The organism is Roseibium aggregatum (assembly GCF_014692675.1).
In the GTDB taxonomy this organism is placed as follows: domain Bacteria; phylum Pseudomonadota; class Alphaproteobacteria; order Rhizobiales; family Stappiaceae; genus Roseibium; species Roseibium aggregatum_C.
Genome location: NZ_JABFCZ010000003.1, coordinates 15,357 through 39,451 on the forward strand (window position 1 = coordinate 15,357; position 24,095 = coordinate 39,451).

17 protein-coding genes are annotated in these 24,095 nt (G+C 62.7%); 11 read left to right on the forward strand and 6 right to left on the reverse strand.

The window, feature by feature from the left end:
* Window positions 1-25 precede the first annotated feature (25 nt).
* Together HK439_RS02520 and HK439_RS02525 are read right to left on the reverse strand one after the other, a co-directional pair.
* On the reverse strand, window positions 26-3,103 hold the full coding sequence (locus tag HK439_RS02520; RefSeq protein WP_190289799.1) for a KAP family P-loop NTPase fold protein: 3,078 nt from the start codon (window positions 3,101-3,103) through the stop codon (window positions 26-28).
* Window positions 3,104-3,863: 760 nt separating this feature from the next.
* Window positions 3,864-4,616: an SDR family oxidoreductase gene (locus tag HK439_RS02525; protein WP_190289800.1), complete on the reverse strand. Its 753-nt coding sequence runs from the start codon at window positions 4,614-4,616 to the stop codon at window positions 3,864-3,866.
* A gap of 358 nt (window positions 4,617-4,974) precedes the next feature.
* Between HK439_RS02525 and HK439_RS02530 the strand changes: the two genes are divergently transcribed.
* From HK439_RS02530 to HK439_RS02570, 9 genes are all read left to right on the forward strand, one after another.
* A complete protein-coding gene (locus HK439_RS02530) occupies window positions 4,975-6,288 on the forward strand; it encodes an MHYT domain-containing protein (RefSeq protein WP_190289801.1) in 1,314 nt (437 codons plus the stop codon).
* A gap of 545 nt (window positions 6,289-6,833) precedes the next feature.
* Window positions 6,834-7,700, forward strand: coding sequence for an FAD binding domain-containing protein (locus tag HK439_RS02535; RefSeq protein ID WP_190289802.1), 867 nt, complete (start codon window positions 6,834-6,836; stop codon window positions 7,698-7,700).
* Between the two features lie 14 nt (window positions 7,701-7,714).
* Window positions 7,715-8,224 (forward strand): (2Fe-2S)-binding protein, encoded by a 510-nt coding sequence (locus tag HK439_RS02540; protein ID WP_209011520.1) that lies wholly within the window; start codon window positions 7,715-7,717, stop codon window positions 8,222-8,224.
* Entirely contained in the window at window positions 8,221-10,641 is a 2,421-nt protein-coding gene (locus tag HK439_RS02545; RefSeq protein ID WP_190289803.1) for an aerobic carbon-monoxide dehydrogenase large subunit, read from the forward strand. Before HK439_RS02540 ends, HK439_RS02545 begins: the two co-directional genes overlap by 4 nt.
* 196 nt (window positions 10,642-10,837) lie before the next feature.
* Window positions 10,838-11,719, forward strand: coding sequence for an AAA family ATPase (locus tag HK439_RS02550; protein ID WP_190289804.1), 882 nt, complete (start codon window positions 10,838-10,840; stop codon window positions 11,717-11,719).
* A 3-nt stretch (window positions 11,720-11,722) separates the two neighbouring features.
* On the forward strand, window positions 11,723-12,952 hold the full coding sequence (locus tag HK439_RS02555) for a vWA domain-containing protein (RefSeq protein WP_190289805.1): 1,230 nt from the start codon (window positions 11,723-11,725) through the stop codon (window positions 12,950-12,952).
* Window positions 12,953-12,963: 11 nt separating this feature from the next.
* Window positions 12,964-13,857, forward strand: a complete 894-nt coding sequence (locus HK439_RS02560) for an XdhC family protein (protein ID WP_190289806.1) — start codon at window positions 12,964-12,966, stop codon at window positions 13,855-13,857.
* Window positions 13,854-14,423, forward strand: a complete 570-nt coding sequence (locus tag HK439_RS02565; RefSeq protein WP_190289807.1) for an SRPBCC family protein — start codon at window positions 13,854-13,856, stop codon at window positions 14,421-14,423. The genes HK439_RS02560 and HK439_RS02565 overlap by 4 nt, the downstream gene beginning before the upstream one ends.
* 66 nt (window positions 14,424-14,489) lie before the next feature.
* Window positions 14,490-14,681 carry a hypothetical protein gene (locus HK439_RS02570; protein ID WP_190289808.1) on the forward strand — a complete coding sequence of 64 codons (192 nt, stop codon included), beginning with the start codon at window positions 14,490-14,492 and terminating at the stop codon, window positions 14,679-14,681.
* Between the two features lie 6 nt (window positions 14,682-14,687).
* On the opposite strand, the gene HK439_RS02575 is transcribed toward HK439_RS02570, so the two are convergent.
* Both HK439_RS02575 and HK439_RS02580 read right to left on the reverse strand, forming a co-directional pair.
* On the reverse strand, window positions 14,688-17,204 hold the full coding sequence (locus tag HK439_RS02575) for a cation:proton antiporter (RefSeq protein WP_190289809.1): 2,517 nt from the start codon (window positions 17,202-17,204) through the stop codon (window positions 14,688-14,690).
* Between the two features lie 72 nt (window positions 17,205-17,276).
* Entirely contained in the window at window positions 17,277-18,194 is a 918-nt protein-coding gene (locus tag HK439_RS02580) for a DMT family transporter (RefSeq protein WP_190289810.1), read from the reverse strand.
* A 324-nt stretch (window positions 18,195-18,518) separates the two neighbouring features.
* Between HK439_RS02580 and HK439_RS02585 the strand changes: the two genes are divergently transcribed.
* The gene (locus tag HK439_RS02585; protein WP_190289811.1) at window positions 18,519-20,681 is read left to right on the forward strand and encodes a malate synthase G; all 2,163 of its coding nucleotides are present in this window, start codon (window positions 18,519-18,521) and stop codon (window positions 20,679-20,681) included.
* Window positions 20,682-21,293: 612 nt separating this feature from the next.
* Window positions 21,294-21,635 (forward strand): antibiotic biosynthesis monooxygenase family protein, encoded by a 342-nt coding sequence (locus HK439_RS02590; protein ID WP_190289812.1) that lies wholly within the window; start codon window positions 21,294-21,296, stop codon window positions 21,633-21,635.
* 9 nt (window positions 21,636-21,644) lie between these two features.
* Here HK439_RS02590 and HK439_RS02595 read toward each other — a convergent pair whose 3' ends face one another.
* Both HK439_RS02595 and HK439_RS02600 read right to left on the reverse strand, forming a co-directional pair.
* A complete protein-coding gene (locus HK439_RS02595; protein WP_190289813.1) occupies window positions 21,645-23,090 on the reverse strand; it encodes an ATP-binding protein in 1,446 nt (481 codons plus the stop codon).
* The gene (locus tag HK439_RS02600; RefSeq protein WP_190289814.1) at window positions 23,087-23,815 is read right to left on the reverse strand and encodes a response regulator; all 729 of its coding nucleotides are present in this window, start codon (window positions 23,813-23,815) and stop codon (window positions 23,087-23,089) included. The genes HK439_RS02595 and HK439_RS02600 overlap by 4 nt, the downstream gene beginning before the upstream one ends.
* Window positions 23,816-24,095: the final 280 nt, after the last annotated feature.

The following is a 24,095-nucleotide window of genomic DNA, read 5'->3' on the forward strand; positions in this document are numbered from 1 at the left end:
GCTCTTTCACTCGATAGGCGTCAGGCTAACCGCCCGCGACCGGGACGATTTTGTTCAGCCACTCCACCGCATCCTTGTCGATTTCGGTTGTCACCGGTGCGCCGTTTTCATCCGTCAGCTTCGCGTCTTTCATGAGCGTTGCGAAGACGGTGTTCCGGACAAGGGAAGCGTAGGCTTCATCGGCTGGACCTCCCGTTCCTTCACTTCCAGGAAGTTTGGTTTCCTCGGCAAGCAGATACTCCGCCCATTCCGGGTTTTTCGCGAGAATGCCCCAGGACTTCGGATAGCCGATCATCAGCACCACGCCGACCACAAGCTGACGCCAGCGTTTGCCGCCGACCTTTCTGTCTTCCTGTTGCGCCTCGAAGGCCACCAGGCTGTTCTGGTACATGGAGATTGCGTTGATGATCCGCTTGATGTGGCGCGGATTGCCTGGAAGGAAATGGCCGATGGGCTGCAGCCTGTGGCGGATCGCTTCCTCGACCGCTTCGCGCCGGGTGGAGCGTTGCAGAATGACCGCGTCGCGGACCGCCCGTTCGGCCACCTTCCGGTTGGCTCTCGGAGCACTCTGGCGAATGTTTTCGATGGTGGCCGACGCCAGCCTGTCGATATCCTCCAGGGTATGGCCCTTGGAGATGGTATCGGTGATCGAACGCAGCAGTTCCGGGTCGATTTCCGGTTCTGCGCGCGTGGGCTCCCGGCTTTCTTTTTGCTCCGATTTGCCCTGATCGCCCGGCGCGTTCGTGCTGCTCGCAGTGTCGCTGCCATCCTCCGGCTGAGGCTCCTCGGCCGCATCCGCTTCCTGCTGTTGCACCACGCGCCCGATCAGGACCGTGCTGACATAATCTTCCAGCTTCTCGCCCATGTCGGGCAGCACGTAGGACAACTGGATTGCCTTTTCGACGAACCGTCCTCCAAATGTATGTTCCGGCCCGACGTTGATGTGCTTCATGTCGCTGTGGCAGACCTCGAAGGCCTGTTCGATCCAGTTCCTGTCGCCGAGCAAGAGATAGACGACGCGCGGACTTTTCAGGATCGTCTGCAGCCCGCGGGTCATCTCGACGATGAACTTCGGTTCGCAGCGGTCGATGTCATCGATGATGACCAGCACAGGCCGCTCGACCGCCTCCATTATCTCGGCGAAATGCTTCCGGAACCGGCTGAGCGGATCGGCTGAGCCGAGCGAATAGTTCTTGGCTGCTTCCGGTGTGCCGGGCAGCAGTGTCTGGGTGAAGGTCGCGAACAATGACCAGGCCGCCGACGCACCGCCCATCAGGATCGTCAGGAACGTAATCAGGAATTTCGCCGCACCTCCGAGCGCGCTCGTGCCTTCCGGCAGCTTGCCGTCCTTGAAGAAGCTTGTCAGCACTTTCAGGTCGAACAGGCCGAGGCCGAGAAGGAGTACGAATGCAAGAATGACAAAGCCGAATGTGATGAAGGCGTTCTGCACCTTCGGCGTCCAGAAGCGCCACAACAGCTCCCGGACCCAGAGCCCGCGCCAGCGGTCGAAACGATGGAACCGGCTCTCCCGTTTCATCTCGTAGGGTCCGTCCCCATTGAAAACGATGTCTGGACAGCCCTCGGTCCAAATCGTCGAAAAGCAGGCCTTGCGGATCGTCTGGTAGAAACTCCACCAGGGCGGATCCACATGCTGATTGAGCCAGGCGTTAAAGGGAACGATGATCCAGGGCCGCCGCGCCTCGCGGTCGTAGCGGCTTTCCAGGGTGCCGGGCTGCTGCGGGTCGACCTTGTCGCCGGAAAGGAACAGGCCGGTCATGTCCTTCCGGTCCGGATAGAGGGTTTCCAGAAAGTCGGGTTTGGTGCCCGGACCGTCCAGTTCTGGGTTCAGGGTCCGGGCGATCAGGTTTGCAAAACTGGTCTTGCCGCCGCCCCAGGGCGCATCGATATGAGCGACAAATCCGGCCGCGTCCTTTTGCGGCGCGCGCGCCTTGTAGGGTTTCAGCCCCTGCTCGATGCACCAGATTTCATGCAGGATCGTCGCCAACGAGACGGCCAGCGCCCCGCGTCCGAGCGCATCATGATCCCGCTCCGCATCGTCCCGCCGGACACGGATCTCGCCTTCGGGGAGGGGTTCGGTTTTTTCCTCTGCTGGCGGTTCGGATTCTGCCACCGAAGGGTCTGATCCCTGGTTCTCGGACAGTTCCGGCCAGCCCTGATCCTGCAGAAAATCCCGCAATCGGGCGACTTCTTCCGGCTTGAGGCTGAGGACGGCGCCGCGCCAGTTGCGCCGGGTGATGCCGGCTTCATTGATCACCTGATCGCGGGGCAGGGGATTGTCATCGTCGAATTGCCGAACCCGCGTCGGAAACCGCAGGGTGCCGTCCTCGTCCTCGGTCTCGGTCGAAATGACCTGCCCCAAGCCGACAAGCCCGCCCCGGTCGTCGCGGTTTTCCGGGTCTATGGCGCGCCAGTAGACGACAGGGTCGCCGGCTTTCATGGCCTTCGGCAGCGCCTTGCCGGATTTCCAACGCAATGTGGATCCGGGAACAGCCTCCGCAGTCCAGCGCGCAACCCGGTCGTTTGGCGTGTACTGGAGGATCCAGACCTTGGGGAGGGAGGGAGATTCCGGCTCGTCGTTAGCATCGTCGGCCGGCGCCTGATCCGTTCCAGATTCTGTCGCTTCCGGAGATTTGGCAAGATCGTCCAGGGCCGGAATATCGAGGTCCTCGACCTTCATATTCTCGGCGACCTGCCTAACCTGTTCCGCGACCGAGGGGCGTGCCTGGCTATCACCGGAAACGCTGGATACGCTTGATCCCGCTTCCGGCAGAACGTCGCCTTCAGGCGGGGCGGCTTCCTCCGGATACTGCTCCCGAAGCTCCGCCATCCGCGCTTCGAGCATTTCCGGGCCGCCCTTGTTGTATAGCTCGGTCAGTTCTTTGATCGTCGCGTTGACCAGTTTCGGTCCTTGATGCCAAATAGGCTCTGGCAGTGTCGCACCCGCAACTGCAAGCGCTTCATCTTCGGGCGCTTTGCCCGCGAGACGGTCTTCATACCACTCGGTCCAGACGTCCCAGCCTTCGTCAAGGATACCGAGTTTGGCTTTCAACTCTTGCCAGTATTTGATGAGGTCGTCTGGCATATGGCCGTCAGGCCAGAGAGGTTGAGCCGCGAGCATATCAGCCGGCAAGCCTGAATCGATCGATCTTCGATCAGTAGATAGAGCGATCGTGGAATTGTTGGCAGAGTTGGCGACGATTGCAGCTTCCGTAGCGAGGGTTGCAACATCGGTAGAGGGGGCAGCGACGTTGACGGCGGCACGGGCAGTGTAGGCGGCTGCGTAGGCGGGGGCTTCCGCAGCGGTGAGGGCGGCGGCGCTGGCGGCGGTGAGTGCAGCGGCTTTGGCCGATTCGACTAGCCAATCTTTGGTATTTTCTGAGACCCAACTATAAGAAAACGCTAAAAAATTAGCGCGAAAGATCGGCAGAATAATTGCGTTGGATGAATTTAATAGATCCGGAGCCGAAAGAAGAAGTGGCAGAACCCGAAGAGTACAGCGCGCAGCAATCGCCGCGGAGACCTCAGGCGGCTGCTCCCTCAGCCACGCCTCCAGCTCGTCCCTGTCAAATTCCCGCTGTTCCGCAGCCACGTGCCATCCTCCCCCATAACAGCTTATGCGGGAGCGGTGACCTTAAGCAATATGTGAGGGAATCCGCCAAACATGCAGCGGTCATCCCCGACTTGATCGGGGATCCATTAGCCTGAGCGGCAAATCGGAGAAGTGGGAAGGGGTACTGGTTGGCTGCTGTGCCCTGCCTGAACAGCATTTGCTCTGGGAACGATTGGATCCCCGCTCGGAGGCGGGGATGACGGTTGTGCAGTGACTCGGAGCTTTGCTCGCCTCACCCCCGGCCGATGAACGGCATCTTGGTCGCCATGATGGTCATGAACTGGACGTTGGCGGAAAGCGGCAGGTCGGACATCTGGACGACCGCGTCGGCGACGTGCTGAACGTCCATGACCGGTTCCGGCATGACGGTGCCGTTGGCCTGGGGCAGGCCTTTCTGGAAATGCTCGGTCATCTCCGAGGCCGCATTGCCGATGTCGATCTGGCCGCAGGCGATGTCGAAGGCCCGGCCGTCGAGGGAAAGCGTGCGGGTCAGGCCGGTGATGGCGTGCTTGGTCGTGGTGTATGGCACGGAGCCCGGCCGCGGCACATGGGCGGAGATCGAGCCGTTGTTGATGATCCGCCCGCCCTGCGGGTCCTGGTGGCGCATCATGCCGAAGGCGCCGCGGGCGATCAGGAATGCGCCGTGCAGGTTGACGTTCAGAACCGTCAGCCACTCGTCCACGCTGAGTTCGTCGATCGGCTTGGCCGGCACGTTGTTGCCGGCGTTGTTGAAGCAGACGTCGAGCCGGCCGTAGGTGGACTTGATGGCGGCAAACAGCGCATCCACCTGGGCGGTATCCGAGACGTCGCAGGCAACGCACAGGGACTGTCCGTCCGTGGCACCCGCACAGGCTTCCTTCAGACGCTCCTCGCGCCGTCCGGTCAGGATGACCTTCGCGCCTGCCTCCAGAAAGGTCTGCGCCGTTCTCCGCCCGATCCCGGAACTCGCGCCCGTGACCAGAACCACCTTGTCTGCAACTGACATGACATCTCCCCAAACTCTCCGGCAGGATCGCCGGTCCGATGTTTTCGGTGAGACTAGAAAGCGGGCCTCGGCGAGGCAAGGGGCGATGATGGCCGATCAGTTTGCCCGCAGCATGAATAATGCCCTGGCCTGAACAATACAGATGAGGTCGCACGGACCGACCGGGAGACCGGCTTCGGTCTCGCATCAACCTTGCGTTTTCGGGAAATACACGGCCGGTTTGTGCCCGTGCTTGGATATTTCCGGCGGATCGCTTATCTTCCAATCCAAGATCGCGTTCGCCGGATGTGTCCTGGCAGATGGATCACCGGCTCTCGTTGGGTTGAGGGAGGGCCGGATGGAGGGAGGAAGGCCGTAGATGACCGTTGCGCACGAGCCGTGGCTCGTCGTGCTGTCCCTGATCGTTGCATTTCAGGGAAGTTTTGTCGGGCTGAGCCTTGGGGTTCAGGTCACCGACGCGGTCGATCCGCGGCGGCGGTTCCTCTTGGCGAGTGCCGCGCTCACCCTTGCCCTTGCCATCTGGTCCATGCATTTCGTCGGCATGCTGGCCGCCCGGTTGCCGGTCGTCGTCGATTTTCTGGTGCTGCCGACGCTGCTCTCCTTTCTCGTCTGCGTGCTTGTGGTCGGGGTCGCCGTTTTCGCGGCCAGCAACGGACCGCTGACGCCGGTGCGCCTCGGCCTGTCCGCGCTGGTCATGGGGGCAGGCATTTGCACCATGCATTATCTGGGCATGTATGCGCTCCATGCGTCCTCGCGGATGGTGCACGATCCGGTCTATGTGGTGGCAAGCTTCCTGGTTGCCTTCAATGCGGCCGGCCTTGCCCTGTGGCTGAGCTTCGGTTCCGGCAAACGGCCGCCGATCGTCGTCTCGGCTGCTGTGCTCGCATTGGCAATCTCCGCCATGCACTACACCGCCATGGCCGGCATGCTGATCTTCCCGCGGACCGAGGGCGTCTCCTTTATCGCGCCGGCGGTCACGCCCGGAACGCTGGCGATCATCGTTGCCTGCGTCGCCTTCCTGGTCTCCGGCCTGTTCCTGCTGACGCTGGTTCCCGACACTCAGCGCACAGCCGCCAATTCCGGGAACGGGCAGCGGGATAGGGGAGGCAATGGCCCGTCATGGACCGCCGAAAGCGGGCAGGGGATAGGCGTCTTCTCCGGCCTGAATGCGAGGCTCCATGAGGCCGGCGCCATCGAGGGTCTCATTCATCCGGCAGACGGCAGCGGAGAGGCACCCAGGCGGGCCGCCGGGCTTCAGGCCGCGCCGTCGCAAAAATCGGCTTCGGCGCATGGCTGCCGGGCCTTGCCGGTGGAACGCGACGGCGCCAAGGGCATGGTCAACACGTCCGACATTGTCGCAGTCCATGCCGATGCCCATTACACCCAGCTGTTCGACGGCACGCGCAATCACTTCTGCCCGCTTGCCATCAGCGAGGTCGAGCAGCAGCTCGATCCGAAGACGTTCAGCCGGGTCCACCGCAGCCATATCGTCAACCTGACGCGGGTTTCCAGCTACAAACGCTCCGGCGACGGTGGCGTGCTCACCATGGAAGGCGAGGGCCGCCATTGCGTGCCGGTCAGCCGCTCCCGCTGGACCCGGGTGAAGACCCGGCTTGCCGAACAGACGTCCGAAGAACCGCTGCTGGCGGTGCAGACGGCTGCGGCCGAGTAAGCGCCTGTCCGGTCCCGCTCGAAGCGGTTGCCTCCCAATTCTCAGGTCATTTAACCGAAAAAAGCTTAGTGCGGGTTCGCGCAATACGTGTTGCTGCGCTGCCCATTCCCGACTTTGCGGGTTTCTGCCGGCCAATTGCACGAAATACGGATGGTGCGAGCTGAGAAAGTTCCCGAGACGCTACGGAAACCTTCGGCCCGAGAGGCTTGAATCCCCGATTTCTCCTGCGCCGGTAAAACGAATTTGTCGTCGGGAAACACATGAAATGCGTCAGTATAGCTGACGTAATTCGTGCGGAAAAACGCGCATTCCGTGTAATTTCCCGGTGCTCCGTGCACCGGTCGTTGTCATTGCACTGCACTGCTTCTCACCATGAGACAGGTTGTCGCGCTTCGGTGCCTATCCGCATTGGAGGATGCGTCGAAACGGGTGGTCGGCAGACGCTCTGCCGCAAGGATCCGGTTTCGGGTGATGACCGCAGAGACGAGGTCGGACTGCTGACAGCTTAATGCTGAGCGGTTCGTCGACTTGAGGGAGGAAATGACGTGATTCCCGGTGAATTCACCTATCACAGGCCGTCGACCGTGGCTGAGGCCGTGGCGATCCTGGCCAGCCATGGCGATGAGGCCCGTCCGCTTGCAGGCGGGCACAGCATCATCCCCATGATGAAGCTGCGCATGGCAGCCCCAGAACACCTGATCGACCTGAGCGGCGTCGCCGATCTGAAAGGTATCCGCGAAGAGGGCGGGGCGATCGTGATCGGCGCGATGACGACGCAGCACGAGCTGATCGCATCCGATCTGCTGGCGAGCAAATTGCCGATCATCCGCGAAACGTCGCTGCTGATCGCCGATCCGCAGATCCGTTACCTGGGCACCATCGGCGGCAACGTCGCCAACGGCGACCCGGGCAACGACATGCCGGCGCTGATGCAGTGCCTGAACGCGTCTTATAAGGTCGTCGGCCCGAACGGCGAGCGGGAAATCGCCGCCCGCGATTTCTACGAGGCGGCCTATTTTACCGCCCTTGCCCCGGAAGAACTGGTCACGGCCGTTGTCATCCCGGTTCCGCCGGCAGGACACGGTTTTGCCTATGAGAAGCTGAAGCGCAAGGTCGGCGACTATGCCACCGCCGCGGCCGCCGTCGTGCTGACCATGTCCGGCGGGTCCGTGTCCTCCTGTTCGGTGGCACTGACCAACGTCGGCGATACGCCGCTTTATGCGGCCGAGGCCTGCGACATCCTCACCGGCTCCACGCTGGATGCGGACACGGTGAACCGTGCTGTCGCCGCCGCCGAAGCCATCACCCGGCCGGCGTCCGACGGCCGCGGTCCGGCGGAATACCGCACCAAGATGGCCGGCGTGATGCTGCGCCGCGCGCTTGCCCGCGCCGCCGAACGCGCAAACGGTTGAGGGAGAGACCGAGAATGAGTGATATCGAACAGGTACCGGTCACCCTGACCGTCAACGGCAAGAAGGTGCAGCGCTTCGTCGAGCCGCGCACGCTTCTGATCCACTTTCTGCGCGAGGAGCTGAACCTCACCGGCCCGCACATCGGCTGCGAGACGTCCCACTGCGGCGTCTGCACGGTCGAACTGAACGGCATGTCGGTGAAGTCCTGCACGATGTTCGCCGCCCAGGCGAACGGCGCGGAAATCACCACCATCGAAGGCATGGCCAATGAAGACGGCACCTTGTCCGCCCTGCAGGAAGGCTTCCGCCAGATGCACGGCCTGCAGTGCGGTTTCTGCACCCCGGGCATGATCATGCGCGCCCATGTGCTTTTGAAGGAGAACCCGGACCCGACGGAACAGGAAATCCGCATGGGCATCTCCGGCAACCTGTGCCGCTGCACCGGCTATCAGAACATCGTCAAGGCGATCCAGTACGCCGCGGCGAAGCTGCAGGGACGTGACTTTCAGGAGGCTGCAGAATGAATGACATGACCCCCACACGGGAACAGCGCGAAGCCGCCCTGGAAGGCATGGGCTGCAAGCGCAAGCGCGTCGAAGACGTCCGCTTCACGCAGGGCAAGGGCAATTACGTCGACGACCTCAAGCTGCCGGGCATGCTGTTCGGCGACTTCGTCCGCTCGCCCTACGCCCACGCCAAGGTCACCAAGATCGACGCCAGCAAGGCGCTTGAACTGCCCGGCGTGATCGCCGTCCTGACCGCGGAAGACCTCAAGGGCGTGAACCTCGCCTGGATGCCGACGCTCGCCGGCGACGTCCAGATGGTGCTGGCCGACGGCAAGGTGCTCTACCAGAACCAGGAAGTGGCCTTCGTCATCGCCGAAGACCGCTACATCGCCGACGACGCGATCCAGCTGGTCGAGGTGGAGTACGAGGAACTGCCGGTTCTGGTCGATCCGTTCAAGTCCATGGACCCGGATGCACCCGTGCTCCGCCCGGACCTGGAAGGCAAGACCGAGGGCGCTCACGGGCCGCGCAAGCACCACAACCACATCTTCACCTGGGAAGTGGGCGACGCGGAAGAAACCGACCGGGCGTTCAAGGACGCCGACGTCACCATCAAGGAGCTGATCTCCTATCACCGCACCCATCCGTCGCCGCTGGAAACCTGCCAGTGCGTGGCGTCCATGGACAAGGTGACCGGTGAACTGACGGTCTGGGGCACCTTCCAGGCACCGCATGTCATCCGCACGGTGGCCTCGCTGCTGTCCACCATTCCGGAGCACAAGATCCACGTGATCGCGCCGGATATCGGCGGCGGTTTCGGCAACAAGGTGGGCGCTTATCCGGGCTATATCTGCTCGATCGTCGCCTCCATCGTCACCGGCCGTCCGGTGAAATGGGTCGAGGACCGCATGGAGAACCTCTCCACCACGTCCTTTGCCCGCGACTATCACATGACCGCTGAAATCGCGGCCAAGAACGACGGCACGGTCACCGGCCTGAAGGTGCATGTGCTGGCCGATCACGGCGGCTTCGACGCCTGTGCCGACCCGTCCAAATGGCCGGCCGGCTTCTTCAACATCGTCACGGGTTCTTACGACTTCCCGACCGCCCATCTGGCCGTCGACGGGGTCTATACCAACAAGGCTCCGGGCGGTGTCGCCTACCGCTGCTCCTTCCGCGTGACGGAAGCTGCCTACTGCATCGAGCGGGCCATGGATATCCTCGCCCAGAAACTCGGTATGGATCCGGCGGATCTTCGCATGAAGAACTTCGTCAAGCCGGAGCAGTTCCCGTATCACTCGGCCCTCGGCTGGGAATACGACAGCGGCGACTATCACACGGCCATGCAGAAGGCGATGGACACCATCGGCTACCGGCAGCTGCGTGAGGAACAGAAGGCCAAGCAGGAAGCCTTCAAGCGTGGCGAGACCCGTGAAATCATGGGCATCGGCATTTCGTTCTTCACCGAAATCGTCGGCGCCGGCCCGTCCAAGAACTGCGACATCCTCGGGGTCGCCATGTTCGACAGTGCGGAAATCCGCGTCCATCCGACCGGCTCCGTGATCTCGCGCATGGGCACCAAGTCCCAGGGCCAGGGCCATGAGACCACCTGGGCGCAGATCATCGCCACCGAGATCGGTATTCCGGCGGCCGACATCATGGTCGAGGAAGGCAACACGGATACCGCACCTTACGGTCTCGGTACCTACGGCTCGCGGTCGACCCCGGTCGCCGGTGCCGCGATTGCCCTTGCGGCGCGCAAGATCCGCAACAAGGCGCAGATGATCGCCGCTCACATGCTGGAAGTTTCCGAATACGACCTTGAGTGGGACGTGGACGGGTTCCAGGTGAAGGGCAATCCTGAGCTGCGCAAGTCGATGAAGGAAATCGCCTGGGCCGCCTATAACGCTCCGCCTCCGGGCATGGAGCCGGGCCTTGAGGCCGTGTCCTATTACGACCCGCCCAACATGACCTATCCCTTCGGCGCCTACTTCTGCGTCATGGACATCGACGTCGACACGGGTGTCTCCAAGATCCGCCGCTTCTACGCGCTGGACGATTGCGGCACCCGCATCAACCCGATGATCATCGAGGGCCAGGTGCACGGCGGTCTGACGGAAGGCTTCGCCATCGCCATGGGCCAGGAGATCCGTTACGACGAGATGGGCAACGTAATGGGTGCGTCCTTCATGGACTTCTTCCTGCCCACCGCGGTCGAAACCCCGCATTGGGAAACCGACTACACCGTGACCCCGAGCCCCCATCATCCGATCGGTGCCAAGGGTGTCGGCGAAAGCCCGAATGTCGGCAGCGTGCCGGCCTTCTCCAACGCCGTGAACGATGCCTTCGGCTTCCTGGGCAACACCCATATCCAGATGCCTCACGACGCCTGGCGCGTCTGGCAGGCCGCCAAGGATCTGGGCGCCCACGGTTGAAGATGATGTGATCCGGGCCCCCACAGCCCGGTAATCAGGAGCCGCTTGCCGAAACCGTCGGTTTCGGCGGGTAGGTCGGCAAGCGGCTCCTCTTCGAATTGGCCCGGCGGGGCATGGAAAATACGCTGAACCGGTCACGAAGGGACCGGGTGGGCAAGTGTTCCCTGCAAACATGGTGAGGAAACGAGAGGTCGACATGGCCCTGGACAAGAAAGAGTTGGCAAAAGCGCTCAGCGAGACCGGGTACGTCGCCGATGAAGGTCTGGCGACGGCTCTTGTTCTCACCGAACTTCTGAAGCGGCCGTTGCTCCTTGAAGGCGAGGCGGGCGTCGGCAAGACCGAAGTCGCCAAGGCCCTGGCCGATCTTTACGACACCAACCTGATCCGGCTGCAGTGCTACGAGGGGCTGGACCGCTCCGACGCCATCTACGAATGGAACTACCAGCGCCAGCTTCTCGCCATCAAGGCCCACGAAGGCTCAGGCGAGAGCGCCGATGAGGTCGAGGACGCGGTCTTTTCCGAAAAATATCTGCTGGAACGGCCGCTGCTGGCGGCAATCCGCCAGGACAAGGCGCCGGTCTTGCTGATTGACGAGATCGACCGGGCGGACGAGGAATTCGAGGCCTTTCTTTTGGAAATCCTGTCCGATTTCCAGGTCTCCATTCCAGAGATGGGAACGATTGCAGCGAGATCGATCCCCAAGGTGGTGCTGACCTCCAACGGCACGCGCGAACTCTCCGACGCTCTGCGCCGCCGTTGTCTCTATCACTATGTCGATTACCCGGCGCCGGACCGGGAAGCCCGGATCCTGATGAGCCGGGTGGAAGGGCTCGATACGGCCCTGGCGCTTCAGATCGCCGAACTGATGGCAAAGCTGCGCAAGGAGGATCTCGCCAAGGTTCCGGGCGTTGCCGAAACCATCGACTGGGCCGCCGCCCTTGTCGGACTGGGGACGAAGAACCTGCAGGAAGACCAGGACCTGGTCTTCGAAACGCTCGGCTGCGTCTTGAAGACCCGCGAGGACCAGGCGCGGGTGACCAGGGAAGTCACCGACCGGCTTTTGGGGAAAGTCGCCTGAGCCATGGCCGCGTCCGCCCTGAAACCCCCCGCCCTGAAACCACATGAAATCGAGACCGCCGACGACGTCGGCGCAGCCCTGCGCCTGCGCCTGGCCGGTTTCATGCACACCCTGCGCGACAACGGGTTCAAGGTAGGCCTGGCGGAAACCAATGACGCGGTGAGGCTGCTGCTGTCGCCGCTGGCCCGCCGCCCGCATGAACTCAGAGACGCCTTCCGCGCCCTGTTCTGCGGACGCCTCTCCGACTGGCAGGCCTTCGACGAGATCTTCGACGCCTACTGGTTCGCCAAGGGCATGAAGGGCATCGTCAAGACCTCAGGCACCAGCACGAAGAAGGGCGGCAAGACCATCCGCGAAATGGTCGAGGCCCAGGGCAACCGTCAGGACGGCCTTGCTGGCGATGTGGAACGCACGCCGGGCGAGGAAGACGAGGACACCGACGACGAAGCCGCCGGCCGCCGCGAAGGCGCAAGCATTGCGGAAAACCTGGAAAAGATCGATTTCCGCAAGATCCACGATCCGGATGCGGTCGAAAGAGCCAACGAACTTGCCGAGCGGCTGGCCCATGCCATGCGCGTACGCCTGACCCGGCGCGACCGCCACCGGCGCAAGGGGCCGAGGCTCGACCTGCGCCGGACGATCCGTCATTCCATTGCCCATGGCGGAACGCCGATCGAGCTGATCCGCAAAGGTCCGCGCGAGCGCCAGCTCCGTCTTGTGATCCTGCTCGATGCCTCCGGTTCCATGAACAATTACACCGGCGTCTTTACCCGGTTCGTGCATGGCTTGTTGTACAATTTCCGCGAGGCGGAAGCCTTCCTGTTCCACACCCGGCTGGTGCATGTCTCCTCCGCCCTGAAGGAGAGGGACGCGGCCCGCGCCCTCGACCGCATGGGGCTGATGGCCCAGGGCGTCGGCGGCGGCACGAAAATCGGCGAGGCGCTTGCTGACTTCAACCGCTGGCATGCCGCCCGTGTGATCCATTCGCGCACCTGCGTGATTATCCTGTCCGACGGCTACGACACCGGCGATCCGGAGCGTCTCGGCCACGAAATGGCCACGCTCCGCCGCCGTTGCAATCGCATCGTCTGGATCAATCCGCTGATCGGCTGGCAGGGCTACGAGCCGACCGCCGGCGGCATGTCCGCGGCCCTGCCTTTCGTCGATCTGTTCGCGCCGGCTCACAACCTTGAGAGCCTGGCCGCGCTCGAACCCTATCTGGCAAACCTGTGAGAGGTACGCTCATGACCCCGTCTCCGATCGATCGGCCGCCTGAAGCCGCCCGCGAAGACCTTCACGACCTGATGAACCGCCTGCGCCGGCAGGGAAAGCCGTTCGCGCTGGCAACCGTGGTCCGTACCATATCGGTGACCGCCGCCAAGGCCGGCGCCAAGGCGGTGATCAGCCCGGAAGGCGAGATTGCCGGCGGCTGGATCGGCGGGGGTTGCGCCCGCGGCGCGACCCTGAAGGCGGCCCGGCAATCTCTGGAGGACGGCCAGACCCGGCTGATCTCGATCCAGCCGGAAGACCTGTTGAAGGACCACGGCGTCTTCCCCGGCGAGGAACGCGAAGGCATTCGCTTTGCAAAGAACATGTGCCCGAGCCAGGGCACCATGGACATCTTCATCGAACCGGTGTTGCCGCGCCCGGCCCTGGTCATTCTCGGTTCCAGTCCGGTCGCCGTCGCGCTTGCCGATCTCGGTCCCCGTGTCGGCTTCGACATTGCCGTCTGCGCACCGGCCGACGAGCAGGCCGCCTTCGCGGAGGCCAACGAGCGGATCGAAGGCTATGCCCTGCCGGTCGAAGCCGCGGGCGAGCGCTATCTCGTCGTGTCCACGCAAGGCAAGGGCGACCTGATCGCCCTGAAGGCCGCGATCGGCGTGGACGCCCGGCATATCGCCTTCGTCGGCAGCCGCCGCAAGGCGGAAAGCCTGCGCCAGAAGCTGCTGGCCGAAGGTGTCGCGGAAGAAAAGCTGAACCGCATCAAGGCGCCGGCCGGGCTTGACCTCGGAGCCATCACGCCGGAAGAAATCGCCCTTTCCATCCTTGCCGAGATCCTGCGCGTGCGCCGGAAGGACCAGCGCGGCGAGGGCCTCGGAACCACCCCATCCAGCGAAAACGGAGATGAACACTCATGAAAATGTCCGAAACCCAGCGGATCGAAGCCCCCCGGCAGAAAGTCTGGGAAGCGCTCAACGATGCTGAAGTCCTGAAAGCGTCGATCCCCGGTTGCGAGGAACTCACCAAGCATTCCGACACGGAGATGGAGGCCAAGGTCAAGCTCAAGGTGGGTCCGGTGAAGGCGACCTTCGGCGGCAAGGTGACGCTCGAAGACCTCAATCCGCCGGAAAGCTACCGGATCGTCGGCGAAGGCTCCGGCGGTGTCGCCGGTTTCGCCAAGGGCGGCGCCACCGTGCGTCTCGAGGAAGACGGCCCGGACGCCACGATCCTGCATTATGACGTCGACGCCCAGATCGGCGGCAAGCTCGCCCAGCTCGGCGCACGCCTGATCGACAGCACCGCCAAGCGCCTGGCCGGCGAATTCTTCAAGACCTTCGGCGAGCAGGTCGCGCCAACCCAGCCGCAGGAAGAAGAAGCAGCAGTTTCCGAAGACGCGGACGCGCCGGCGGAAAAGAAGGGCTGGCTCGGCGGCCTGTTCGGCGGCAAAAGGGAAGAAAAAGCGGAAGAAACCGCCGCATCCTGACGATTGCCGGACGCCCGTTCACTTGACGGGCGTCCGCCCGGTCCGGTTACTTGAGGGAGGAATGGAATGACTGCACAGGCAATTCAGGCATCCGAGGCATCGACCATGCGCGAAATTGCGCAGGATCCGTGGCTGATGACGGCCCTTGGCCTCGGCATGCTGCTCACGGGCTTCTTTTTCTTCGCCCACGCATGTTGCTTCGGAGCGGACGCCGCCATGTTGAAGTCACTGTCGGTGATCTGCTCGTCTGCGGGCTGATCGCGATCAGGCATTGCCGGCGTCCGGCTTCGGCGACGCATCCGGCGCGTTCATGGATTGCCGTTCACTGGACAGGCGATCCATGTGAGCCTTGAGGTCCGGTGTCTTCTGCAGGAGTGTGCGGAACGCCGAAGCCGACAGGCCGAGGAGCTGGCAATAGCCGAGCGCGGTGACATCCGCCGATCTGGGTTTCCCCGTCACCAGCGCCATTTCCCCCACCACATCGCCGCGTCCCAGGCGGATCGTGTCCGTTCCGGTGCGGACCTCGACGGCGCCTGAGGCGATGAAATAGACCAGATCCCCTTTCTCGCCCTTGCGCATGAGCTTTTCGCCGGGAGTTGCGAACGTCGGCCGCATCATCCGCGCAATGTCGCTCAGATGCTCCGCCGAAAGATCCGCAAACAGCGAATGCTTGGCCAGCAGGTCTTTCGTCTGCAGCCCGAGATCGAGGTCCGGTCTGTCTCGTGTTTCGTGCCTGAGGCGCATCAGATCGCCGTGCAGGTCGTTGTAGAGCTCCGCACCGATCAGCGCCTGGCTGTGGGCCATCGCATAGGCGGTGTCCTCCAGGCGGAACCCGGTCATGCGCAGGAACTTGGTTTCCAGGGCGTCCGAATAGTCCGGATATTGCAGACGAAGCGCGTCGATGGCGCGCAGGATGTCGTCCCGGCGGGCACAGAGCGTGTCGTTCAGGATCGTTCCGACCCGGTCGCCGACCAGCGGGCGGATCCGGGTATGGTTGAAGGCGACCAGTTCGTTGGAAATGATCCGGCAGACGAGGAGGTATTCGAACCGGTCTGCCAGGAGGATCGCAAGCGGTCGATGGATCTTCAACCGCCGCTGGAGCCACTGGGCAAATCGGAAGTTGAACCGGAACCGCAGCGCCTGACGGCTCGCCTTGTTGTAGCCGGCGCGGCCCTCCGAGCGGGTCAGGTCGGCGATCTGTCCGGCGGTCGCCAGATGAAGAGCTATCGCCCTGCGGGAGACGGTCTTTTCGTTGAAGTGGTTGAGCACCAGGTAGCGTTCCCGGTCGGCAAGGGCGATCAGCCCGAGGATGACCCGCTCCTTATCCTTGAGATCCGCGAAAGCCTGACTGGCGTCGGCGGCTGCTCTGGCCCGTTCGGCATAGGTCTCCGTGACCGGATCGGCAATGCGCGGTTCGATCTGGTAGTCCTGCGCTGTCTGTTCGACTTCCTGGCGGACATCGGCCAGCGCGAGCGCCAGGAACTGACCGCGCAGGGCTTCATCGCGCGCGCTGAGCCTGTTCAGTCCCAGGAGCCTGATCAGCGGTTTCAGGCTGGTACCGTAGACAAGCAGGGTGAACAGCACGAAACCGGTGGCGAGCTTGGTGACAAAGGTCGCGACTTCCGGAGAAAGCGCCTGGTGTTCGGAAACACTGAGCGCCAGCGTCAGGGTGACGGCGCCGCGCATCCCGCCCCACAGCATCACCGTCTTGAATTTCGTGCTGACGCTTTCCCCCATGCGAAACAGGCTCAGGAGCGGCAGCAGGCCGAAGATGACCAGCGCGCGGGAGACAAGGGCCGCGGCCGCGACGACAAAGAGCAGCAGGATATCGATCGGCTGAAACCCCTCCACGAGACGCGGGATCAGGATCGAGGCGAGCACGAAGATGAGCGACGACGCCCAGAAGGCGATCTGGTCCCAGACGTGATGAAGAAAGTCCCAGTCCTCCAGAGTGATCCGGGAGGGGCCGTAGAGATTGAAGACAATGCCGGCGGAGACGACCGCGACCACGGCGGAGACATCGGCGAACTGGTCGCTGAGTACATAGATCACGTAAGGAAGGGCGAGGCTGAGCGTGACCTGTGCGAGCGGCAGGTCGCGCATGATCGGCAGCAGCATGACGAACAGACGGGCGACCAGGGCGCCGACGATGGCCCCGCCGATGAAGGACCGCAAGAACGCCATCAGCGCCTTGGCCAGATCCAGCTCGTGACTGCCGGTCAGGATGCCGAGCAGGAGAATGAAGATGACGATTGCAGCCGCATCATTCAGCAGGCTCTCGCCCTCCACGATGCGCCCGAGCCGGGCCGGGGCGCCGATATCGCGGAAAATCGCGACGACGGCCACGGGGTCGGTGGTCGCGACGATGGCGCCAAGCAGCAGGCACGCGACCAGCGAGACGTTGCCCAGCGGATAAAGCGCCAGGCCGATAAAAAAGGTCGCGGCGAAAACCGCGACGACGGCCATCACCAGGATCGGGCCGATATCCTCGAATATGCGCCGGACATCCAGCGTCAGCGACGTCTGGAACAGCAGGATCGGCAGGAAGATATAGAGGATCTTCTCCGCGTCGAGCGGCGGGTCGACAAAGACAATCGCAATCGTGTTGAAGGCGTCGGTGTATTTGGTGTTCAAGAGAAAGATCGCACCGATGCCGATCAGCGTGCCGACCATGGCAAGCAGCACGCTTGGCGCGAGGCCCAACCGGCGGGCGAGCGGCTGCAGCAGCGAGATCGTTATGAGCAGACCGGCAAAGCAGCCGACGACGATTGGTGTTTCCATGCGGCTAATTTGCCTTGGGTTTTAAATTTATCCAAGGCACGGTGCCGGGTTTCGAACAGGCTTCGGTGCTGCTTAGGACGATTTTCGCTTGCGTTCCGACAGCCAGATACCGCCGAGGACGAGAACCAGAGCCAGACCGTGATGCCAGCGGAAGGGTTCGCCCAGGATGAGAATGCCGAGGGCGGCGGCGAAGATCGGCACCAGGTTGAGGAAGACGCCGGCACGCGCCGGACCGACCAGTTCCACGCCGCGTATGAAGAAGATCTGCGCCAGGCAGGACGGGAACAGGGCAATATACAGCGTCACCAGCCAACCCGACGGGGTCGGCCAGAGCGCGGTGCCGTTTGCCATCTCGTAGATCAGCCCCGGAATGGAGATGAAGGCGGCAATAACGGATAGGACCGCAAAGAACACCAGACCCGAAACCTGGGGCCGGTTGCGCAAGGTGATCGTGTAGCCCGCATAGAAGAAACTGGCGATCAGCATCAGGCCGTCGCCGGGGTTGATCGACAGGTTCAGGAGTGTCTCCAGGCTGCCTTGTGCCGCAACGAGGGCGACACCCGCCAGCGTCGCGACGATGCCGACGACCTGCAGCAGCCTGACCCGGGCGCCGAGCAGAAGAACGGACCCGATCAGGACGAAGATCGGCATGGATCCCTGCAGAATCCCGAGGTTGACGGCCGTGGTGTAATGCGCCGCCATGTAGAACAGCATGTTGAAGCCGGTGAAGCCGAACAGCGCCATCAGGCACAGCTTGCCGAAATGAGGGCGCATGATCGGCCATTCCTGGCGCACCCGGGGCAGCATAGTCACGGTCAGGATCACGCTCACGATGGCCCAGCGCAGGAACACGACCACCATCGGCGACACCCGGCCGACTGCCAGCTGGCCTGCGATCGTATTGCCGCCCCAGAACAGGGTGGTCAGGACCAGCATGATGACCGCGTTGCCGAAAACCCGATCTGTGAAAAGCGTTGCCGCTCGGCTCATAGGTATTCCTTGTGGGCGTAAATGCTTGATGGTTTGCTGCTTTGCCGACGCCGGCTGAACATGTCCCCGGCCCGGGGACAACAGGCGTCTGCATGTGGTTCGGCTAGCGTTGTGAAGAGAAAATCGCCCGTGCGCAAGGGCTGCCCGGGATGACTTGGTTGGCTTGAATGCAGTCTATCGGAGAAAATAAATTTGATTATTTCCATTTTGGAAAAAGTAATTCCGAACTGCGGCTGATTGACCCGGAGGCCGGTTCCAGACAAAAAAGGCGTCAATTCGCCACCAAAGTCGCAATTTTATATAAAAGAACGGGAGACGCCGAAGATGACAGCGCGTATCGAAGTTCACGGCCTTCAGGTCGCCAGCGAACTCTATGACTTCGTCAACAGCAAGGCCCTTCCGGGAACCGGCGTCGATCAGGACCGTTTCTGGGAACAGCTTTCCGCCATCGTGCATGACCTTGCGCCCAAGAACCGTGCGCTTCTGGCAAAACGCGATGCGCTTCAGGAAAAGATCGATGCCTGGCACCGGGCCAATTCCGGCGTGCCGGACATGGCCGCCTACAAGGCGTTCCTGACGGAGATCGGCTATCTCGTGTCCGAAGGCGGCGATTTCGCGGCCACGACCGCCAATGTGGATCCCGAGATCTCGACCGTCGCCGGCCCGCAGCTGGTCGTTCCGGTCATGAATGCCCGCTATGCGCTGAACGCTGCCAATGCGCGCTGGGGTTCGCTCTATGACGCCCTTTACGGCACCGATGCCATGGGTTCGCTTCCCTCAGGCGGCGGTTACGATCCGGCGCGCGGCGCCGAGGTGATTGCCTATGCCCGCAAGGTTCTGGACGAAGCTGCACCGCTCAGCCAGGGCTCCTGGGCCGACGTCACCGGTCTTTCGGTTGCCGGCGGCGCCCTCAGCCTTGCCACGGCCGACGGCTCGGTCGCCCTTGCCGATCCGTCCCGTTTTGCCGGCTATGACGGCGATGCGTCCGCCCCTTCGAAGGTACTGCTGACCCAGAATGGACTGCATCTGGAAATTGTCGTTGATGCCGGTCACCCGATCGGCAAGACCGACAAGGCGCATATCGCCGACGTGATCGTCGAATCCGCCATGTCCACGATCATGGACTGCGAGGACTCCGTCGCCGCCGTCGATGCGGAAGACAAGGTCGTCGTTTACGGCAACTGGCTCGGCCTGATGAAGGGCGATCTGGAAGAGACCTTCGAAAAGGGCGGCAAGATGATGACGCGCCGGATGAACGGCGATCGCACCTATACCGCTCCGGATGGCTCGACGCTGACCTTGCACGGCCGCTCGCTGCTGCTGGTGCGCAACGTCGGTCACCTGATGACCATCGATGCGGTTCTGGACAAGGACGGCAACGAAGTTCCGGAAGGTATTCTCGACGGCATGGTCACCTCGCTGATCGCGCTGCATGACATCGGCCCGAACGGCAGGCGGACCAACAGCCGCGCGGGCTCGGTCTATATCGTCAAGCCGAAGATGCACGGGCCGGAAGAAGTCGCCTTTGCGTGCGAACTCTTCGACCGGGTCGAGGATGCGCTCGGCATGGCGCGCAACACGCTCAAGATGGGCATCATGGACGAGGAACGCCGCACCACGGTCAACCTCAAGGAATGCATCCGTGCAGCCAAAGACCGCGTGTTCTTCATTAACACCGGCTTCCTCGACCGCACCGGCGACGAGATGCACACCTCCATGGAGGCCGGGCCGATGATCCGCAAGGGCGACATGAAGACCGCCACCTGGATCGGCGCTTACGAGAACAACAACGTGGACGTCGGCCTGGCCTGCGGTCTGCCGGGCCATGCCCAGATCGGCAAGGGCATGTGGGCCATGCCGGATCTGATGCACGCCATGCTGGAGCAGAAGATCGGCCATCCCATGGCCGGCGCCAACACCGCCTGGGTGCCGTCGCCGACGGCGGCCACGCTGCATGCCCTGCATTACCACAAGGTCAATGTCGCCGAGCGCCAGAACGAGCTGAAGTCGCGTGAGCCGGCAAAGCTGGAGGATATCCTGTCGATCCCGGTCGCGACCCGCCCGAACTGGTCGCCGGAAGACATCCAGGCCGAACTCGACAACAACGCGCAAGGGATTCTCGGCTACGTGGTCCGCTGGGTCGAGCAGGGGGTCGGCTGTTCCAAGGTGCCGGACATCAACAACATCGGCCTGATGGAAGACCGCGCCACCTTGCGCATCTCGTCCCAGCACATCGCCAACTGGCTGCGCCACGGCGTCTGCACCAAGGAGCAGGTCATGGAAACCATGAAGCGCATGGCCGCACTCGTGGACGAGCAGAATGCCGGCGATCCGCTGTACCGGCCGATGGCTGCCGACTTCGACGCCTCGGTCGGCTTCCAGGCCGCCTGCGATCTGGTGTTCGAAGGCTGCGCCCAGCCGAACGGCTATACCGAGCCGGTGCTGCACCGCCGCCGGATCGAATTCAAGGCAAAGATGGCGTCGTAACGCCTGCGCTTCTGACGAAGCGCCTTCGGGACGTCTCGAATTGACGATCAGAGCCGCAGGTTCATCGAGGATCTGCGGCTTTTTTCGTATTTCGGCGCCACTGGTTGGATGACGCCGGGGACTCTTGGGAAAATTCGAGAAGAATGCACACAGTACGCCTTGATAAGTGCACGCAGTGCGCTATATTCGTGCGTATCGGGCCAAAACACCACAAAAAGGAGATGCCCAAATGAATGTGCACATCGCAAGATGCCTGATCGTGGATCATCGGCAGGATTATAGCCGTGACCGGCTGCGCTGGCTGCCGTCACGGCTATATCGCCTGTTTCGGGAAGCGCGTCCCGCAACCTGATAACCGCCGGCCATCGCAGCGGTGGCCGGAAAAGAACGCTCAGGCCTGAAAGGCACAAGAGCGCAAAAGGGGCGGGCGTTGATCCCGAGCCTTGAAGACCCGGCTTCGGCCGGGTTTTTTATTCTGAAGCAGGGGAGGGAACGCCTCCATCAGGGTGTAATCTCAGGCTTCACAGAAATTCAGTTTCGCAAAGATCGCACGTTTCTCACGCTGGCTTCGGGCGGTATATCTTCATCGCAAAAGAGGCCGGAGGAGCAGCAATGATCGCCATCATTTTCGAAGTCGAACCGCATGCGGAACACAAGGACCGTTACCTGGAAATCGCGGCCAGCCTCAAGCCCGTCCTGGAGGAGATCGATGGCTTCATCTCCGTGGAACGGTTCCAGAGCCTGACCAATCCGGGCAAACTATTGTCGATCTCGTTCTTCCGCGATGAAAAGGCGCTGGATGACTGGCGCAACGTCATGGCCCACCGCAAGGCGCAGGCCGCGGGCCGGAACGTGCTGTTCAAGGACTACAGGCTGAAGGTGTGCAGCGTCATCCGCGACTATGGCCTCAATGACCGCGCGGAAGCGCCGGAGGACAGCAAGGCGGCGCTTTAGGTCCGTGACCTAACCCCCGATCGGCAGTCGCACCACCGCTTTAAGGCCGCGGTCGTCACCGTTCTTCAGTTCGATCGTGCCGCCGTGGGCGTGGATGATGGAGCGGGTGATGGCAAGGCCGAGACCGATGCCGCCGGTCTCCTCGCTGCGCGATTCCTCAAGGCGAACAAAGGGTTCGAACACATCCGCAAGCCGGTCCTCGGGAATGCCCGGTCCCTGGTCGGATATGGTGATCACCGCGTCCTTTCCATCGCGGGACAGATCGATTTCGACCGCCTCGCCGTAGCGGATGCCGTTTTCGATCAGGTTGCGGAACGCGCGTTTCAGGGCAACCGGCCGGCAGGTAATCACCAGCCGGTCGGCTTCGTTGACCGTTGCCTGATGGCCGAGGTCCTGCTGATCGCCGGCAAGGCTCTCCAGAAGAGACCCGAGATCGGTCGGCCTTGCTTCTTCCTTTGCCGCCTCGTCGCGGGCAAAGGCAAGGGTCGCCTCGGTCATCTGGCCCATTTCCTCCAGGGTTTCGATGATCTTTTCCCGGTTTTCATCGTCCTCGATGAATTCCGCGCGCAGCCTGAGCGAGGTGATCGGCGTGCGCAGGTCATGGCTGATGGCCGCCAGCATCCGCGTCCGGTCGCGCACGAAGCGGGTCAGCCGGTCCTGCATGCTGTTGAAGGCCTCCGTCACCGTGCGCACCTCCATGGGTCCGGCCGCCTCCAGATGAGAGACATCCTCGCCCCGGCCGAGCCGTTCGGCCGCATTGGCAAGATCCCGCAAGGGGCGTGAGACCCGTCTGACGGCAAAACCCACGATCAGGATCACCGCCAGCGCCATCAGGCCGAGCTGCACCAGGAGCGGCATCAACGTGCGCGGCGGAGGCCGGTAGCTGGTTTCCACATTCAGGAAAGAGCCGTCCGATAGCGGGATGCTGAGCGCGAGGTCGATGTGGCCGTGCATGATCTTGCGCAGCCGGCCGCCGTGCTTGCCGTTGGACGGACCGCGCCAAGAGGGGCGTTTCGGCTGCTCGTCATTCCCGTCGTCGTCGGTCGAAACCGCGCTGTCCGGCTGGCGGCCGCGCGGGTCTATCAGGTCAAGCCGGACGTCGCGCGGCGGTGAAAACCGGTTCGACAGGATCTGCTGAAGGCGGGTTTCCGTACCGTCGTCGCCGGTTTCGCGAACGACGGGCGCCTCACCGATCCAGAAGGCGGTGAACCTGCTGGAGGAGGCTTCCAGAACCCGGTCATGCAAGGGCTTCGGCGTCTCGTCGATCAGCTTGGCGATCGAGACGGCGCGCATCAGGATATTGTCGCGCGCGACCTCGATCAGCGCGATCCGCCGTTCGTCATGGAATATCCAGATACTGATCGCCTGGGCGACGAACAGGGCGATCAGCAACAGCCCGATGAGCTGGCCGGCCAGACTGCGTGGATAGGGAAACCGCCAGGAAGAAAGCGTCATTCAGCACTGCCTTTGACATCCGCCGTCAGCATATAGCCGCCCCCCCAGACGGTCTTGATCAGTTTGGGATCCTTCGGGTCCACCTCGATCTTGCGCCTGAGCCGCGACACCTGGTTGTCGATGGATCGGTCGAACACGGTCGGTGTCCGTCCGGTGGTCAGGTCCAGAAGCTGGTCGCGGGTCAGCACCATCTTGGGCCGTTTCAGGAAGGCGCACAGGAGCTGGAATTCGCCGCTGGAGAGCGGAACCACGACACCGTCCGCGTCGAGCAGTTCCCGCTTGGAGACGTTGAGGCGCCAGCCCTCGAAGCCCAGTTCCTCCTGTTCGATCGGATCGCGTTCCCTGGGCACGATCGATGTCCGCCGCAGGACCGCACGGATGCGGGCCAGCAGTTCGCGCGGATTGAAGGGCTTGGTGACATAATCGTCGGCGCCGATTTCAAGACCGATGACGCGGTCGGTGTCATCCGCCATGGCCGTCAGCAGGATGACGGGAATCGAGCCCGTTTCCACCAGGTGGCGGCAGAGCGACAGCCCGTCTTCGCCGGGCATCATGATGTCCAGCACGACAAGATCGATGGAAGCCGCCTTCAGCGCCTTGCGGGCATGGGCAGCACTTTCCGCCGTGGTCGCCCTGAGGCCGTTCTTGACCAGATAACGCGCAAGCGTCTCCCGGATATCGCGGTGGTCGTCCACGACGAGAATATGGGGACTCGGGTCGTTCACTGTCGGCTCCAGTCGATAATACGTCTTTGTAATCTTAGGGTCAGGACTCACTAATTTTACACATTCTGCGGGAGTGGGTTTGTCTTCTGACAAGGCAGAGAGCCGCAGGAAACCATCCGGTTTTCAAGGATCTCTAACGCTGTCAGCAGGCAAAGACGCCCCGCCCTTCGGGTTTGCCAGGGAAGGCCGGCCTGACCGCAACATCGAGCTTGGATAGGGACAACCTGTCCTGCGCTCGCTCTTACGCTCATTCCAACCCTCCCTGGCAAACAGAATGAGC

Excerpts from the sequence above, each read along its gene's own strand:
- HK439_RS02520 (WP_190289799.1), bottom strand. The coding sequence starts at position 3,103 with ATGCCAGACGACCTCATCAAATACTGGCAAGAGTTGAAAGCCAAACTC.
- HK439_RS02525 (WP_190289800.1), bottom strand. The coding sequence starts at position 4,616 with ATGTCAGTTGCAGACAAGGTGGTTCTGGTCACGGGCGCGAGTTCCGGG.
- HK439_RS02530 (WP_190289801.1), top strand. The coding sequence starts at position 4,975 with ATGACCGTTGCGCACGAGCCGTGGCTCGTCGTGCTGTCCCTGATCGTT.
- HK439_RS02540 (WP_209011520.1), top strand. The coding sequence starts at position 7,715 with ATGAGTGATATCGAACAGGTACCGGTCACCCTGACCGTCAACGGCAAG.
- HK439_RS02545 (WP_190289803.1), top strand. The coding sequence starts at position 8,221 with ATGAATGACATGACCCCCACACGGGAACAGCGCGAAGCCGCCCTGGAA.
- HK439_RS02550 (WP_190289804.1), top strand. The coding sequence starts at position 10,838 with ATGGCCCTGGACAAGAAAGAGTTGGCAAAAGCGCTCAGCGAGACCGGG.
- HK439_RS02555 (WP_190289805.1), top strand. The coding sequence starts at position 11,723 with ATGGCCGCGTCCGCCCTGAAACCCCCCGCCCTGAAACCACATGAAATC.
- HK439_RS02560 (WP_190289806.1), top strand. The coding sequence starts at position 12,964 with ATGACCCCGTCTCCGATCGATCGGCCGCCTGAAGCCGCCCGCGAAGAC.
- HK439_RS02565 (WP_190289807.1), top strand. The coding sequence starts at position 13,854 with ATGAAAATGTCCGAAACCCAGCGGATCGAAGCCCCCCGGCAGAAAGTC.
- HK439_RS02570 (WP_190289808.1), top strand. The coding sequence starts at position 14,490 with ATGACTGCACAGGCAATTCAGGCATCCGAGGCATCGACCATGCGCGAA.
- HK439_RS02575 (WP_190289809.1), bottom strand. The coding sequence starts at position 17,204 with ATGGAAACACCAATCGTCGTCGGCTGCTTTGCCGGTCTGCTCATAACG.
- HK439_RS02580 (WP_190289810.1), bottom strand. The coding sequence starts at position 18,194 with ATGAGCCGAGCGGCAACGCTTTTCACAGATCGGGTTTTCGGCAACGCG.
- HK439_RS02585 (WP_190289811.1), top strand. The coding sequence starts at position 18,519 with ATGACAGCGCGTATCGAAGTTCACGGCCTTCAGGTCGCCAGCGAACTC.
- HK439_RS02590 (WP_190289812.1), top strand. The coding sequence starts at position 21,294 with ATGATCGCCATCATTTTCGAAGTCGAACCGCATGCGGAACACAAGGAC.
- HK439_RS02595 (WP_190289813.1), bottom strand. The coding sequence starts at position 23,090 with ATGACGCTTTCTTCCTGGCGGTTTCCCTATCCACGCAGTCTGGCCGGC.